This is a genomic window from Providencia sp. PROV129 (genome assembly GCF_028482245.1).
Lineage (GTDB): Bacteria > Pseudomonadota > Gammaproteobacteria > Enterobacterales > Enterobacteriaceae > Providencia > Providencia vermicola.
This window is the reverse complement of the sequence record NZ_JAMPQD010000010.1, coordinates 20,300-36,633: the sequence shown is the minus strand read 5'-3', so window position 1 is coordinate 36,633 and position 16,334 is coordinate 20,300. Positions and strand designations below refer to the sequence as shown.

The window sequence follows — 16,334 nt, the reverse complement described above, 5'->3', positions numbered from 1 at the left end:
AATGACGCAACAGCAATTTAAGCACGTAACCGTATTATTGGATGAAGCCGTTAATGGCTTGAATATTAAGCCAAATGGTATTTATATCGATGGCACTTTTGGTCGAGGTGGGCACTCTCGCTTAATTTTAAGTCAATTGGGTGAGCATGGGCGTTTAATCGCCATTGACCGTGACCCAGAGGCAATTAAAGCCGCCGAAGCCATTGATGATCCACGTTTTATGATTAAGCATGGCCCGTTCTCTGACATTGCACAATATGTGGAAGAAGAAGGGTTAACAGGGCAAATTGATGGTGTTTTATTGGATTTAGGCGTGTCTTCACCGCAATTGGATGACCCAGAAAGAGGGTTTTCATTTATGCGAGACGGGCCATTGGATATGCGCATGGACCCAACCAAAGGGCAATCGGCACAGCAATGGTTAATGAACGCAGAGGCTGATGACATTGCATGGGTGCTGAAAACCTTTGGCGAGGAGCGTTTTTCGAAGCGTATCGCTAGGGCGATTGTGGAACGCAATCATAACCCCGAAGAAGAGCCATTAACACGAACACGCCATCTGGCTGAATTAATTTCAAAAGTCAGCCCGATGAAAGACCGACATAAACATCCTGCAACTCGCAGTTTTCAGGCTATTCGTATCTACATCAATAGTGAACTGGAAGAGATTGAGCAGGCACTAAACGGTGCGATGAGGGTTTTAGCACCAGAAGGGCGTTTATCAGTGATCAGTTTTCACTCTTTGGAAGACAGGTTAGTTAAACAATTTATCCGTAAAAACAGTAAAGGGCCAAGTGTGCCTGCTGGGATCCCACTGACAGAAACGCAAATTAAAGCATTAGGTAGCGCGCAGTTACGTGACTTAGGCAAAATGAAGCCTTCAGATAATGAAATTGACGAAAACCCACGCGCACGAAGCTCTGTGCTGCGTTTTGCAGAAAAGGCGACGCAATAATGGTTCCTGAAAGGCACAGCCTAGCACGCGTAATTGGACGTGATTTATTTCGCTACGGCATCGTTCCTTTGATTTTATTGGCTGCGATTATTATTAGCGCCGTGTTTGTGGTTACAACGGCACATGAAACTCGCTTATTAACCGCAGCTAAAGACAAATTGTACGAAGAAAAAGATTCGTTGGATATTGAATGGCGCAATCTGATCCTCGAGGAAAACGCATTAGCGAGCCATAGCCGTATTGAGCGTTTGTCCGTTGATAAATTACAGATGGTTCAAGTTGAGCCATCACAAGAAAAAATTATTGTTTCTCAACAATAAAAAAGGTTCCCAATGAAAGCACCAAAAACAGCAAAAAATAAGAAACAAGAAGAAAGTACCAGCTTTGTCCGCTGGCGCTTTATTTTGCTGTGCGGGTGTATTGTCTTAGCGCTAGCAGGGTTATTAACGCGCGTGGCTTACCTGCAAATTATTGCCCCTGAAAAACTGGTTAAAGAAGGGGATATGCGCTCTTTGCGTGTTCAAGAAGTGGCAACTGCTCGGGGTATGATTAGTGATCGTGAAGGTCGGCAGCTCGCGGTCAGCGTGCCAGTTAATGCAATTTGGGCAGATCCAAAAGAAGTGTTTGAGAAAGGTGGAATTAGCAATGATGAGCACTGGAAAGCGCTTGCAGACGCACTCGAAATTCCACTCGAGCAAATTACCAAGAAAATATCGGCCAATCCACGTGGCCGTTTTGTGTATTTAGCGCGCCAAGTTAACCCATCTATCGGTGACTACGTTAAAAAATTAAAAATCCCAGGTATCTACCTGCGCAAAGAATCTCGCCGTTATTACCCTTCAGGCCCTGTGACAGCACACTTGTTAGGTGTGACAAACATTGATGGTGAAGGTATTGAAGGTGTTGAAAAAAGTTTTGACCGCTGGTTAAAAGGCGCTCCAGGAGAGCGCACCGTTCGTAAAGATAGAAATGGTCGCGTGATCGAAACGATTTCATCAGTCGATAGCCAAGCGGCGCATAACCTGACATTAAGTATCGATGAACGCATTCAATCAATTGTTTACCGTGAACTGACTCGCGGCGTGCAAGAAAATAAAGCGGAATCAGGTGTGGCGATTTTAGTGGATGTACACACTGGGGAAATATTGGCGATGGCCAATAGCCCATCGTATAACCCAAATAACCTTGCTGGCACAGCAATGGATGCCATGCGTAATCGCGCAATTACCGATATTTTTGAACCAGGTTCAACAGTAAAACCAATGGTGGTAATGAGCGCATTACACAACAAAATTATTAAAGAAAATTCAGTCATTAATACTTATCCATATCGTATTAGTGGACATGAAATTAAAGACGTTGCGCGCTATGCGGAATTAACGATTACTGGAATTTTACAGAAGTCGAGTAACGTGGGTGTTTCTAAACTGGCGTTAGCGATGCCTGCCACAGAGCTGGTGGATGTGTATAGCCGCTTTGGGTTTGGCAAGCCGACTAATCTGGGGTTAGTCGGGGAAAGTAGTGGCATCTTTCCAAGTAAAAAAACACGGTGGTCTGATTTAGATAGGGCCACCTTTTCTTTTGGCTATGGGCAAATGGTAACACCGTTACAATTAGCGCGAGCCTACGCAACAATTGGTAGTTTTGGTATCTATAGGCCGCTATCTATCACAAAAGTTGACCCACCAGTACCAGGAACTCGTGTTTTCCCTGAGCCAATTATGCGTACGGTGGTGCATATGATGGAAAGTGTAGCTCTGCCTGGTGGTGGTGGTGCTCGTGCCGCGATTAAAGGTTACCGTATTGCAATTAAAACAGGTACCGCGAAAAAAGTCGGTCCTGAAGGGCGATATGTTGAAAAATATCTCGCTTATGCAGCGGGTGTAGCCCCTGCAAGTAATCCACGTTATGCGCTTGTTGTATTAATCAACGAGCCAAGCGGTGGTAAGTACTACGGAGGGGCAGTTTCTGCTCCTGTGTTTGGTTCGATTATGGGCGGAGTCTTACGACTGATGAATATTGAGCCAGATGCGTTACAACCTGATGATAAAAATGAAATTGTGAACAGTCAAAAAGAGGTTAAAAGTGGCAGATCGTAATCTTTGTGATCTTCTTGCGCCATTTGGTGTAAGCACAACTCCTATCTCACTACGTGAGATGACGCTAGACAGTCGAAAGGCTGCCGCGGGCGATCTGTTTATTGCGATAAAAGGCCATCAGTCGGATGGTAGGCATTATATTCCTCAAGCGATTGCACAAGGGGTTGGTGCTGTGATTGCAGAGGCACAAGGTGAAGCTGAAGAAGGCGAAATTCGCTTTGTTCATGGTGTGCCAGTGATTTATCTCAATGACTTAAACAATCGTTTATCTGCACTGGCAGGTGAGTTTTATGACCAGCCTTCTGCCAAAATGAAATTAGTCGGCGTGACGGGAACAAATGGTAAAACAACAACAACCCAACTGATTGCACAGTGGGCGCAAGGTCTTGGCGAGACAAGCGCTGTGATGGGAACTGTTGGAAATGGTTTATTAGGGCAGGTTTCACCAACGGAGAATACGACAGGCTCTGCGGTAGATATTCAGTTAGAACTCACGCAGCTATTAAATAAAAAAGCCACATTGACTGCGATGGAAGTGTCCTCCCACGGTTTAGTACAAGGGCGTGTCGCTGCATTGCAATTCGCTGCCGCAGTGTTCACCAACCTAAGCCGTGATCACCTTGATTACCATGGTGATATGGAAAATTATGAAGCGGCAAAATGGTTACTTTTCTCGACGCATCAAACTAAAAATCAAATTATTAATGCAGATGATGACGTTGGGCTGAAATGGTTACAACGCCTACCACAAGCATGTGCGGTAACGATGGAAAATCGTATTCCAGCCAACTGGCAAGGGCCTTGGTTAAAAGCTACTGAAGTGGAATACCACGATAAAGGCGCGACTATTCATTTTGATTCCGCATGGGGTAACGGCGCATTTGAAAGTCCATTAATGGGGGCGTTCAACGTCAGTAACTTATTAGTTGCGATGGCGACATTGTTAATGATGGGCTACCCACTTGACTCGTTATTAGCATCCACATCTTCCCTTTCCCCTGTTTGTGGTCGAATGGAAGTTTTTAGTGCACCAAACAAACCGACCGTGGTTGTTGATTACGCTCATACACCTGACGCATTAGAAAAAGCGCTTGCAGCAGCTCGTTTACATTGTAAAGGGCAGCTTTGGTGTGTGTTTGGTTGCGGTGGAGATCGCGATAAAGGTAAGCGCCCACTTATGGGTGCTGTGGCAGAAGAGTGGGCAGATAAAATCATTATCACTGACGATAATCCTCGCAGTGAAGACCCAATGGATATTATCAACGATATTATGGCGGGCTTACTGGATTCAAGCCGTGCTCTAGCGATACCAGGGCGTCCAGAAGCAGTAACTAATGCTATTTTGCAAGCTTCACCCGATGATGTGATTGTCCTTGCAGGGAAGGGGCATGAAGATTACCAAATTATAGGTAATCGTAAGTTAGATTATTCAGATCGCTTAACGGTGGCACGGTTATTGGGGGTGATAGCATGATCCCATTAACTCTCACGCAACTCACAAAAATCACTTCAGGGCGGATTGAGTTTGCATCTAACTGCGAATTTGTGCTTGAAAGCGTTAGCACAGACAGCCGTAAAATTGGTGAGAACGGTTTGTTTATTGCCCTTAAAGGGGAGCGTTTTGATGCTCATGATTTTGCTGAGCAAGTGGTGGAAGGCGGTGCAAAAGCCTTATTAGTCGATCGCCAACTGGCCGTAAATTGCCCACAAGTGGTTGTTGATGATACCCGTATTGCAATGGGGCAACTGGCTGCCTGGGTTCGCCAGCAAGTGAGTGCTCGCATTGTTGGTTTAACAGGTTCATCGGGCAAAACGTCCGTGAAAGAAATGACGGCATCTATCTTGGCTGAGCGAGGCAAAACCTTATATACCGCAGGTAACTTAAATAACGATATCGGCGTGCCGTTAACGCTGTTTCGCTTAACGCCAGAGTACGATTTTGCTGTGATTGAAATGGGGGCTAACCACCCAAATGAGATTGCTTACACCACTAATATTGTTAAGCCAGAAACGGCATTAGTAAACAATTTATTTGGTGCGCACTTAGCCGGGTTTGGTTCGCCAGAAGGCGTGGCAAAAGCCAAAGGTGAAATTTACCAAGGTATCCCAGAAGAAGGGACGGCAATTGTCAATTTGGATAGCTACAGTGATAAATGGCAGTTCCAACCACGCCAAACGGTGTGGTATTACTCATTAACACAACAGCCTAAAGCTGATTTTTACCCAACAGATATTCAAATCAAACAGCTAACAACAGATTTTGTGTTACATACGCCAGTTGGATGCGTTGATATTACGTTACCACTACCAGGCGTCCACAATATTGCCAACGTATTAGCGGCGAGTGCATTAGCCATTTCGGTTGGGGCAAGCCTTGAAGATATCAAGAATGGCTTAGCAAATACCAAAGCCGTGCCAGGCCGTTTGTTTCCTGTTCGCTTAGCAGAACACAAAGTGGTGTTGGACGACACCTACAATGCCAATGATGGCTCCATGATTGCCGCTATTCACGTACTGGAAAAAATGCCAGGTTACCGCATTTTAGTTGTCGGTGATATGGGCGAGCTTGGCGATTACGCAGAAGAGTGCCACCAACGTGTTGGCGTTGCGGCTAAACAGGCTGGTTTAGATAAAGTATTCAGCGTTGGTCAACTCAGTAAGTTGATCAGCGAATTTAGTGAGTGTGGTGAGCACTTTACGGTAAAAAGCGATTTATTAACCCGACTAATTCCGCTAGCACAGCAGAATGATGTTGTTTCCATTTTAGTTAAAGGTTCACGCAGCTCCGCGATGGAAGATGTGGTGAATGCATTGAAGGAGTGCTTCGAATGTTAGTCTGGCTTGCCGAAATGTTGGTCCACAAGTTTTCTGTCTTGAACGTCTTTTCATATCTGACGTTCAGAGCCATTGTCGGTTTGCTGACTGCACTTGCGATTGCGTTATGGATGGGGCCGCACCTGATTGCTTATCTGCAAAAAATGCAGATTGGGCAAGTCGTGCGTAGCGAAGGCCCTGAGTCACACTTCAGTAAGCGTGGCACGCCAACTATGGGCGGTCTGTTGATCCTGTTTTCAATTACAGTGTCAGTTTTACTGTGGGCGCGCTTAGATAACCCTTATGTTTGGTGTGTATTGCTGGTGTTAATCGGCTACGGCATCGTTGGTTTTGTGGATGATTACCGCAAGGTAGTAAGAAAAGACACGCGTGGCTTAATCGCTCGTTGGAAATATTTTTGGCAGTCCGTTATCGCGTTAGTTGTTGCTTTTTCTATGTATACGATAGGCAAAGACACGCCAGCCACTCAACTTGTTGTGCCATTCTTCAAAGATGTGATGCCACAACTGGGCATGTTATACATTTTACTGACCTATTTTGTGATTGTCGGTACCAGTAATGCGGTAAATTTAACGGATGGCCTTGATGGCTTAGCCATCATGCCAACGGTATTTGTTGCAGCTGGTTTTGCATTAGTGGCATGGGCGACAGGTAACGTCAATTTTGCGGGCTACTTGCATATTCCATTCTTACCACACGCAGGTGAGTTGGTGATTGTTTGCACGGCTATTGTTGGGGCAGGTTTAGGTTTTCTTTGGTTTAACACATACCCAGCACAAGTTTTTATGGGGGATGTAGGCTCACTGGCGCTCGGTGGTGCATTAGGTACAATCGCCGTTTTACTGCGCCAAGAATTCCTATTAGTGATTATGGGTGGGGTGTTTGTGGTTGAAACCTTATCCGTTATTTTACAGGTCGGTTCGTTTAAATTACGTGGTCAACGGATCTTCCGCATGGCACCAATTCACCACCATTATGAATTGAAAGGCTGGCCAGAACCTCGTGTTATCGTGCGCTTCTGGATTATTTCCTTGATGCTAGTGCTGATTGGGCTAGCAACGTTGAAGGTGCGTTAATATGGTTGATTATCAGGGTAAGAACGTTGTCATTATAGGTCTGGGCGTCACAGGTCTATCGTGCGTTCAATTTTTCATTGAGCGTGGTGCTGTGCCACGCGTGATGGATACCCGTGCAACACCTCCGGGTGTGGATAAACTGCCTGAAAATGTGCAGTGCCATAGCGGAAGTTTGAACAACGCATGGCTTCAAGAAGCCGATTTGATTGTTGCAAGTCCAGGGATTGCATTAGCGACACCACAATTGCAGGAAGCTGCGCAAAACGGTATTGAAATCGTCGGTGATATCGAGCTGTTTTGTCGTGAAGCGGATGCGCCAATTGTGGCGATTACAGGGTCAAATGGGAAAAGCACTGTTACCTCATTAGTCGGGGAGATGGCGAGCGCGGCAGGGATTTCTGTCGGTGTGGGTGGCAATATTGGCACGCCAGCGCTGTCTTTACTCAATTCAGGCCATGCATTGTACGTTCTAGAGCTATCCAGTTTCCAACTCGAAACCACATCAAGCCTAAAAGCGGCAGCAGCAACGGTACTGAATATCAGCGAAGACCATATGGACAGATATCCGCTGGGCTTATCACAATACCGCAGTGCGAAATTAAAAATTTATCATGGTGCACAGAACTGTATCGTGAATATGCAAGATGCGTTAACGCTGCCTGAAAACCAATCCGCTGATGAATGTATTGGTTTTGGGGTGAACAGTGGCAAGTATTGCTTTGACACGAAAAATCGTGCGTTGGTGGTCAACGGTAAAACATTGTTAGACGTGAATGAGATGCGCTTGACGGGCCAGCATAACTATTTGAACGCACTGGCTGCGTTAGCCCTTGCGGATGCGGTAAATATTCCGCGCCCTGCTTGTATTGAGGTGTTGAAAACCTACGCTGGGTTAGCACATCGTTTTGAATTGGTATTATTTAACAACGGAGTACGTTGGATTAATGACTCCAAAGCTACTAATGTGGGCAGTACTGAAGCCGCATTGAATGGGTTGCATGTTGACGGCTCAGTCTATTTATTGTTAGGTGGTGATGGTAAGTCGGCTGATTTTTCATCGTTAAAACAATATATTGCCGCGGATAACTACCATTTATATTGCTTTGGTCGTGATGGTAAATCATTAGCCGCTTTAGCCCCTGAAAAATCAGTATTAACTGACACGATGGAGCAAAGCTTACGTCAAATTGCACCGCAATTAAAAGCAGGGGATATGGTGTTATTATCGCCAGCTTGCGCCAGTTTAGATCAGTTTAAAAACTTTGAGCAGCGTGGCGCTATTTTTGCTCAATTAGCGAAGGAGCTTGGGTAATGACCATACCGGGTGCAATGCGTTTAAAAAATTGGGTCATTGGTGAAAAAAATGGCGTGATTTCAGGCTCAACGTTGTACGATCGTACATTGGTCTGGTTGGCATTCGGTTTAGCGGCTATTGGCTTTATTATGGTGACCTCTGCGTCGATGCCAGTAGGGCAGCGTTTGACGGAAGACCCGTTTTACTTTGCAAAACGCGACATGGTCTATCTCGTTATTGCTTTCGCCTTATCATTAGCGGTCATGCGCATCCCGATGGCTTTTTGGGAAAAGTATAATTTCCTATTTTTGATGGGCTCATTGGGTATGTTAGTCGTGGTATTAGTGGCAGGGAGTTCGGTTAACGGGGCATCTCGTTGGATTGACGTCGGGTTAGTGAAAATTCAGCCAGCTGAAATTTCGAAATTCACCCTATTTTGCTATGTTTCAAGCTACTTAGTACGCAAGTCAGAAGAAGTCCGTACTCGCTTTCTCGGGTTTATCAAACCGATGTGTATTTTGATTGTGATGGCATCATTACTGCTTTTACAGCCTGACTTAGGTACAGTCATTGTATTAGTCGTCACAACATTAGGCTTACTGTTTTTAGCGGGCGCAAGGCTGGCACCGTTTATTATCGGTATTGCCATCTGTGCGGTGGGGGTATTAGCGCTGATCTGGTTTGAGCCTTACCGTTTGCGCCGTGTGACCTCGTTTTTAAACCCATGGGATGACCCATTTGGTAGTGGCTACCAGTTAACACAGTCATTAATGGCATTTGGTCGTGGTGAAATGTTAGGCCAAGGGTTAGGAAATTCAGTTCAAAAACTGGAATACCTCCCTGAAGCGCATACTGACTTTATTTTCTCCGTGTTAGCGGAAGAATTGGGGTATGTCGGAGTTGTATTAGTCCTGTTAATGGTGTTCATGTTGGCATTTAGGGCGATGATGATTGGGCGTCGTGCGTTGATGTCTAACCAATTATTTGGCGGCTATATGGCCTGCTCTATTGGTATTTGGTTTACTTTCCAAGCTTTGGTTAACGTTGGTGCAGCCTCAGGTATGCTGCCAACGAAAGGGTTAACGTTACCCCTAATTAGTTATGGTGGTTCCAGTTTATTAGTGATGGCCGCAGCGATAGCGGTATTACTGCGAATTGATTTTGAAACACGCCTAGAAAAAGCGCAGGCGTTTGTAAGGAGTACCAAATGAGTCAGCCCAAAAAATTACTCGTCATGGCAGGTGGAACAGGAGGGCATGTCTTTCCAGGGCTCGCTGTGGCGCATTATTTGCAGGCTCAGGGCTGGGAAATTCGCTGGTTAGGTACTGCCGATAGAATGGAAGCGACCTTAGTGCCAAAACATGGCATAGATATTGAGTTTATTCAGATTTCAGGTTTAAGAGGCAAAGGTATTGCCGCACAGTTAGGCGCGCCATGGCGTATTTATAAAGCGATACGACAAGCGAAAACAATCATCAAGCGTTATCAGCCCGATGCGGTATTAGGCATGGGTGGGTATGTTTCAGGGCCTGGTGGTATTGCGGCATGGCAGTGTGGTGTTCCGGTTGTTCTGCATGAGCAAAATGGCATCGCGGGTTTGACGAACAAATGGTTATCACGCATCGCAAAACGGGTTTTGCAAGCGTTTCCGGGGGCTTTCCCTGATGCGCCTGTAGTTGGTAACCCTGTTCGTGAAGATGTACTGGCACTTCCTACGCCAGCGGTTCGCTTAGCAGGCCGAGAAGGCGCGATACGCGTGTTAGTTGTCGGTGGTAGCCAAGGCGCACGGATTTTAAACCAAGTGATGCCGCAAGTTGCTGCAAAAGTAGGCAAACAGTTAAATATCTGGCACCAAGCGGGAAAAGGCAGTAAGGAATCCACTGAAGCGTTGTATAATGAACAGCTGCAAGTTTCAGGCAATTCTGAGTATAAAGTTACTGAATTTATTGACGATATGGCGCAAGCTTATGCTTGGGCAGATATTGTTGTATGCCGTTCTGGCGCATTGACCGTCAGTGAAGTTGCAGCCGCAGGTTTACCTGCTATTTTTGTTCCTTTTCAGCACAAAGACCGCCAACAATATTGGAATGCATTACCACTGGAAAAAGCGGGCGCTGCGAAGATCTTAGAGCAACCACAATTTACCGCTGAAGCGGTAGCAAACTTGCTTGAGCAGTGGGATAGAGCAGAATTGTTGTCGATGGCTGAAAAAGCCCATGATTGTGCAATTAGTGATGCAACTGAACGTGTTGCAGCCGTGATTTGCGAAGTGGCTAAATAGTTTTAGTCACATTTGATACCGATTTTATAAAGAAGCGAAAACAGAGTGAATACACAACAATTAGCGAAATTAAGAACATCAGTGCCAGAAATGAGAAGAGTCAGGCACATCCATTTTGTCGGCATCGGCGGTGCAGGCATGGGTGGTATCGCTGAAGTGTTGGCAAATGAAGGCTATGAAATTAGTGGTTCAGACTTGGCACCCAATGCTGTGACTCAACAATTAACTGAATTAGGTGCAACGATTTATTTTAATCACCGTCCAGAAAATGTTGAGAATGCCAGTGTGGTTGTCGTTTCAACGGCGATTTCAAGTGAAAACCCTGAAATTCAAGCGGCGAAAGAACTCCGTATTCCAGTTATTCGTCGTGCAGAAATGTTGGCTGAATTAATGCGTTACCGTCACGGTATCGCTGTTGCGGGAACACATGGTAAAACGACCACGACGGCGATGATTTCAGGCATTTATGCACAAGCAGGTTTAGACCCTACGTTTGTTAACGGCGGGTTAGTGAAATCAGCGGGAACACATGCACGCTTAGGGAGTAGCCGTTATCTGATTGCAGAAGCGGACGAAAGTGATGCATCGTTCTTGCATTTGCAGCCATTAGTCGCAGTAGTGACCAATATCGAAGCTGACCACATGGATACTTACCAAGGTAACTTTGATAATTTAACGGACACCTTCATTAATTTTCTGCATAACTTGCCATTTTATGGCCGAGCAGTGATGTGTATTGATGATCCTGTTATTCGTTCATTGCTACCAAAAATTGGCCGCTACATCACCACTTATGGTTTTAGTGAGGACGCCGATGTGCGCATCACCAAATACGAACAAAAAGGCAATCAAGGATTTTTCACTATTGCACGTGAAAATATGCCGGAATTGACGGTCGTGTTGAACGCACCAGGTCGCCATAATGCATTAAACGCCACAGCTGCGGTTGCGGTTGCGACGGAAGAAGGCATTGATGACTTACACATTTTGTCTGCATTGGTGGAATTCCAAGGTACAGGGCGCCGTTTTGACTTCTTGGGTAATTTTGCATTACGCAATGTCAACGGCAAAGAAGGTGAGGTCATGTTAGTGGATGACTATGGTCACCACCCAACAGAAGTGGATGCCACCATTAAAGCAGCACGAGCAGGTTGGCCAGATAAACGCATTGTGATGATTTTTCAACCCCATCGTTATACTCGTACCCGTGATTTGTACGACGATTTCGTCAATGTATTAGGGCAAGTGGATGTATTGCTGATGTTGGATGTCTATTCAGCGGGTGAAAAGCATGTTGCAGGGGCTGATAGCCGCTCATTGTGCCGCACAATTCGAGGTCGTGGTCAGATTGATCCGATTTATGTTTCAGAACCGGAACAAATTTCTCATCTTTTAGCTCAAACTCTTGATGAAAATGATTTAATTTTAGTTCAAGGCGCAGGAAATATTGGTAAAATAGCCAAAACGCTCGCGGAAACGAAATTACAGCCGCCAATGGTCGAGGAATAAACATGGCAGAGAAAATTGCGGTGCTATTTGGTGGGACATCAGCTGAGCGTGAAGTATCACTTCAGTCAGGAAATGCCGTGCTGGCAGGGCTACGCCAAGGCGGGGTTGATGCGCACCCTATTGACACTAAAGATTTCCCTGTTATTACACTAAAAGATGCTGGTTTTGATAAAGTTTTCATCGCATTACATGGTCGTGGTGGTGAAGATGGTACAATTCAAGGAATGCTTGAATACCTTGGTTTGCCTTACACGGGAAGTGGCGTAATGGCATCGGCACTGAGTATGGATAAACTCAGAACAAAACAATTATGGCAAGGTGCGGGACTAAGTGTATCTCCTTATATATACTTAACTAAACAGCAACATTTGCAGATGAGTAGTGAACAAATCACCGCAAAAGTTAAGGCACTGGGTTTGCCATTAATTGTGAAACCAAGTTTAGAAGGTTCGAGTGTCGGCATGAGCAAGGTTGACAACTTAGATGCGCTACCTGCAGCACTTGAATTAGCGTTTCGTTTCGACAAAACCGTATTAGTTGAAAAATGGCTCAGTGGCCCTGAATACACCATCGCGGTGTTAGGTGATAAAACTCTACCGTCGATTCGCATCCAGCCACCGGGGATATTTTATGACTACGAAGCAAAATATTTGTCTGATGAGACTCAATATTTCTGCCCAAGTGGTTTAGGTACACAACGTGAGTCTGAGCTTGCTGAGTTAGCGATGAACGCCTATTTAGCGGTCGGTTGCGATGGTTGGGGGCGTGTTGATGTGATGCAAGATAGCGACGGCCAGTTTTACTTGTTGGAAGTGAACACGTCGCCAGGTATGACAAGCCACAGCCTAGTGCCAATGGCCGCGCGTCAGGCAGGTTTAGATTTTTCGCAGTTAGTTGTGCGAATTTTAGAATTGGCTCGTTGATATGTCACAAGCAGCGTTAAACGTCAGGCATCATAAAAATCACAACGATGATGACCCACGTTCAGGCCCAAGTAATGGGGCATTTTTAGGTGGGTTATTTTTCTTTCTCATCGTTGTTGGCACCATCATTTGGAGCGGTTGGATGGTGATGACGTGGATGAAAGATGCTGACAGGCTACCGATGTCAAAGCTCGTCTTAACAGGTGAGCGGCATTACACCAAGAACGATGATGTAAGAAAGGCGATTTTATCGTTAGGGCAACCGGGTACGTTTATGACTGTCGATGTCAACGCTATCCAAAACCAAATAAGTATGATGCCATGGATACGTCAAGTTACTGTGCGTAAACAATGGCCAGATGAATTAAAAATTCATATTGTTGAGTATCAACCATTCGCCAGATGGAACGATCAAAATATGGTGGATGTAGAAGGTAGGGTGTTTAACTTACCAGCAAGCGAAAATGGTAAAGGGGATTATGTATTGCTTTATGGCCCACAAGGTAGCCAAAAAGAGGTACTAAAAGAGCTCGCTAACTTTAAAAATACGCTTGCGACAAATAAGTTAAAGCTTAAATCGTTATCAATGACAGCCCGTCATGCATGGCAGATCATTTTGGATAACGACACCCGAATCGAACTGGGTAAAAAAGATGTTTCAGAGCGGTTAAATCGGTTCCTTGAACTTTATCCGCTCTTGCAGCAAACAACGGACAAACGCGTCGACTACGTTGACTTACGTTATACCAGTGGTGCTGCGGTGGGCTGGGCGCCAGTTTTGGTCGATGCACCACCGGGGTTACAATAAAAAATATTGCTAATAACTCAAATTAGGCAGAAGAAATGATTAAAGCAACGGACAGAAAATTAGTGGTAGGCCTTGAAATTGGAACTTCCAAGGTATCAGCCCTTGTTGGCGAAATTCTGCCCGATGGTATGGTTAATATTATCGGGGTGGGAAGCTGCCCATCTCGTGGAATGGATAAAGGCGGCGTAAACGACTTAGAGTCTGTTGTAAAATGTGTTCAACGGGCTATCGACCAAGCAGAACTGATGGCAGATTGCCAAATTTCCTCTGTCTATTTGGCGCTTTCAGGTAAACACGTTAGCTGCCAAAATGAAATTGGTATGGTGCCAGTTTCTGAAGAAGAAGTGACACAAGAAGACGTTGATAGTGTGGTGCATACGGCGAAATCAGTGCGTGTGCGTGATGAGCATCGAATTCTGCACGTAATCCCGCAAGAATTTGCGATCGACTACCAAGAAGGGATTAAAAACCCAGTAGGTTTGTCGGGTGTGCGCATGCAAGCAAAAGTTCATTTAATTACTTGCCATAATGATATGGCGAAAAATATTGTTAAAGCGGTTGAACGTTGTGGACTAAAAGTTGACCAGCTGATTTTTGCTGGTCTCGCAGCAAGTTATAGCGTATTAACTGAAGATGAACGTGAATTAGGTGTGTGCGTGGTGGATATCGGTGGTGGTACTATGGATATGGCCGTTTATACTGGCGGTGCGTTACGCCACACGAAAGTGATTCCTTACGCAGGGAATGTGGTTACCAGCGATATCGCGTATGCCTTCGGTACGCCACCAAGTGATGCAGAAGCGATTAAAGTTCGCCACGGTTGTGCTGTCGGTTCGATTGTGAGTAAAGATGAAACGGTTGAAGTGCCGAGCGTTGGTGGTCGACCACCAAGAAGTTTACAACGTCAAACCTTAGCAGAAGTCATCGAGCCGCGGTATACTGAGCTGTTAAACTTAGTAAATGAAGAAATTTTAAATTTACAGGAACAGTTACGTCAACAAGGTGTCAAACACCATTTAGCGGCTGGTATTGTCTTAACGGGCGGCGCTGCACAGATTGACGGTTTAGTTGAATGTGCCCAAAAAGTATTCCACACCCAAGTAAGGATTGGTACGCCGTTAAATATTACGGGGTTAACAGATTACGCGCAGGAGCCATATTATTCTACCGCGGTAGGGCTTCTGCATTACGGTAAAGAAAGCCATCTTGGCGATGATACCGAGACAGAAAAGCGTGCCTCAGTCACAGGTTGGTTCAGTAAAATCACCAGTTGGTTGAAAAAAGAATTCTAATTTTAATAAAGAAGCCTATTATTAGCTTCAAAAGTAGTAAGCACAAAACGGAGAGACATTATGTTTGAACCAATGGAGCTCACTAACGATGCGGTGATTAAAGTCATCGGTGTTGGTGGCGGCGGCGGTAATGCCGTTGAACACATGGTGCGTGAACGTATTGAAGGCGTCGAATTCTTCGCCGTCAACACGGACGCACAAGCACTGCGTAAAACCGCAGTCGGACAAACTATCCAGATCGGTACGGGTATTACAAAAGGTTTGGGTGCAGGTGCAAACCCTGAAGTCGGCCGCAATGCTGCGGAAGAAGATCGCGAAGCGCTACGTAATGCATTAGATGGTGCTGACATGGTTTTCATCGCAGCAGGTATGGGCGGTGGTACAGGCACAGGTGCAGCGCCAGTCGTTGCCGAAGTGGCGAAAGAATTGGGTATTCTGACAGTTGCGGTCGTGACTAAGCCTTTCAATTTTGAAGGCAAAAAGCGTATGGCATTTGCAGAAGCGGGTATCACTGAGTTATCAAAACACGTTGACTCCTTGATCACCATCCCAAATGACAAATTATTAAAAGTTCTTGGTCGTGGTATCTCATTACTGGATGCTTTTGGTGCGGCAAACGACGTACTTAAAGGCGCAGTACAAGGTATTGCAGAGCTGATTACTCGCCCAGGTTTAATGAACGTGGACTTTGCTGACGTGCGTACCGTTATGTCAGAAATGGGCTACGCGATGATGGGGTCTGGTGTGGCACGCGGTGAAGATAGAGCCGAAGAAGCTGCTGAAATGGCAATTTCTAGCCCATTACTGGAAGACATCGACCTGTCAGGCGCTCGTGGTGTGTTAGTCAACATCACCGCTGGTTTCGACCTGCGTTTGGATGAGTTTGAAACGGTAGGTAACACTATTCGTGCATTCGCATCTGATAATGCGACTGTGGTAATCGGTACTTCTCTCGACCCAGAAATGCATGAAGAGCTGCGCGTTACAGTTGTTGCAACAGGTATTGGTATGGACAAACGCCCTGAAATTACCTTAGTTAGCAACAAAATGTCACAGCAGGCGTCAATGGAACAACGCTATCAGCAAATGCAAAATAGCATGTCTTCATTAACCGAAGAGAAACCAGCAGCGGCTAAAGCGGTCAATGACCAAAATACGCAAACAAACAAAGAACCAGATTATCTCGATATTCCTGCGTTCTTGCGTAAGCAAGCCGATTAATTTTATTTATATTGGATTCTCCGCTTTTTGTGCTAAAATTT

Annotated in this window: 14 protein-coding genes; all 14 read left to right on the top strand. The window is 45.4% G+C overall.

Annotated features, from left to right (window positions below):
* Position 1 precedes the first annotated feature (1 nt).
* From rsmH to ftsZ, 14 genes are read left to right on the top strand one after another with little or no spacing between them, the layout of a single operon-like run.
* Complete coding sequence (gene rsmH / locus PSF27_RS06950) at positions 2-955, top strand: 16S rRNA (cytosine(1402)-N(4))-methyltransferase RsmH (RefSeq protein ID WP_206082707.1); 954 nt, start codon at positions 2-4, stop codon at positions 953-955.
* Positions 955-1,275, top strand: coding sequence for a cell division protein FtsL (ftsL, locus tag PSF27_RS06945; RefSeq protein ID WP_206082706.1), 321 nt, complete (start codon positions 955-957; stop codon positions 1,273-1,275). Before rsmH ends, ftsL begins: the two co-directional genes overlap by 1 nt.
* A 12-nt stretch (positions 1,276-1,287) precedes the next feature.
* Positions 1,288-3,054, top strand: coding sequence for a peptidoglycan glycosyltransferase FtsI (ftsI, locus tag PSF27_RS06940; RefSeq protein WP_206082705.1), 1,767 nt, complete (start codon positions 1,288-1,290; stop codon positions 3,052-3,054).
* Positions 3,041-4,528, top strand: coding sequence for a UDP-N-acetylmuramoyl-L-alanyl-D-glutamate--2,6-diaminopimelate ligase (gene murE / locus PSF27_RS06935; RefSeq protein WP_272681166.1), 1,488 nt, complete (start codon positions 3,041-3,043; stop codon positions 4,526-4,528). Before ftsI ends, murE begins: the two co-directional genes overlap by 14 nt.
* Positions 4,525-5,889: a UDP-N-acetylmuramoyl-tripeptide--D-alanyl-D-alanine ligase gene (gene murF / locus PSF27_RS06930; RefSeq protein WP_272681165.1), complete on the top strand. Its 1,365-nt coding sequence runs from the start codon at positions 4,525-4,527 to the stop codon at positions 5,887-5,889. The genes murE and murF overlap by 4 nt, the downstream gene beginning before the upstream one ends.
* Entirely contained in the window at positions 5,883-6,965 is a 1,083-nt protein-coding gene (gene mraY, locus PSF27_RS06925; RefSeq protein WP_206082702.1) for a phospho-N-acetylmuramoyl-pentapeptide-transferase, read from the top strand. The genes murF and mraY overlap by 7 nt, the downstream gene beginning before the upstream one ends.
* 1 nt (position 6,966) lies before the next feature.
* Entirely contained in the window at positions 6,967-8,277 is a 1,311-nt protein-coding gene (gene murD / locus PSF27_RS06920; protein WP_272681164.1) for a UDP-N-acetylmuramoyl-L-alanine--D-glutamate ligase, read from the top strand.
* A complete protein-coding gene (gene ftsW, locus PSF27_RS06915) occupies positions 8,277-9,470 on the top strand; it encodes a cell division protein FtsW (protein ID WP_272681163.1) in 1,194 nt (397 codons plus the stop codon). The genes murD and ftsW overlap by 1 nt, the downstream gene beginning before the upstream one ends.
* Complete coding sequence (murG, locus tag PSF27_RS06910) at positions 9,467-10,540, top strand: undecaprenyldiphospho-muramoylpentapeptide beta-N-acetylglucosaminyltransferase (protein ID WP_206082699.1); 1,074 nt, start codon at positions 9,467-9,469, stop codon at positions 10,538-10,540. Before ftsW ends, murG begins: the two co-directional genes overlap by 4 nt.
* A 45-nt stretch (positions 10,541-10,585) precedes the next feature.
* Positions 10,586-12,049 (top strand): UDP-N-acetylmuramate--L-alanine ligase, encoded by a 1,464-nt coding sequence (murC, locus tag PSF27_RS06905; protein ID WP_225819189.1) that lies wholly within the window; start codon positions 10,586-10,588, stop codon positions 12,047-12,049.
* Between the two features lie 2 nt (positions 12,050-12,051).
* Complete coding sequence (locus tag PSF27_RS06900) at positions 12,052-12,972, top strand: D-alanine--D-alanine ligase (RefSeq protein WP_272681162.1); 921 nt, start codon at positions 12,052-12,054, stop codon at positions 12,970-12,972.
* 1 nt (position 12,973) lies between these two features.
* Complete coding sequence (gene ftsQ, locus PSF27_RS06895) at positions 12,974-13,780, top strand: cell division protein FtsQ (RefSeq protein WP_272681161.1); 807 nt, start codon at positions 12,974-12,976, stop codon at positions 13,778-13,780.
* Between the two features lie 35 nt (positions 13,781-13,815).
* A complete protein-coding gene (gene ftsA, locus PSF27_RS06890) occupies positions 13,816-15,072 on the top strand; it encodes a cell division protein FtsA (RefSeq protein ID WP_206082695.1) in 1,257 nt (418 codons plus the stop codon).
* A 60-nt stretch (positions 15,073-15,132) separates the two neighbouring features.
* Positions 15,133-16,293, top strand: a complete 1,161-nt coding sequence (ftsZ, locus tag PSF27_RS06885; protein ID WP_206082694.1) for a cell division protein FtsZ — start codon at positions 15,133-15,135, stop codon at positions 16,291-16,293.
* Positions 16,294-16,334 lie beyond the last annotated feature (41 nt).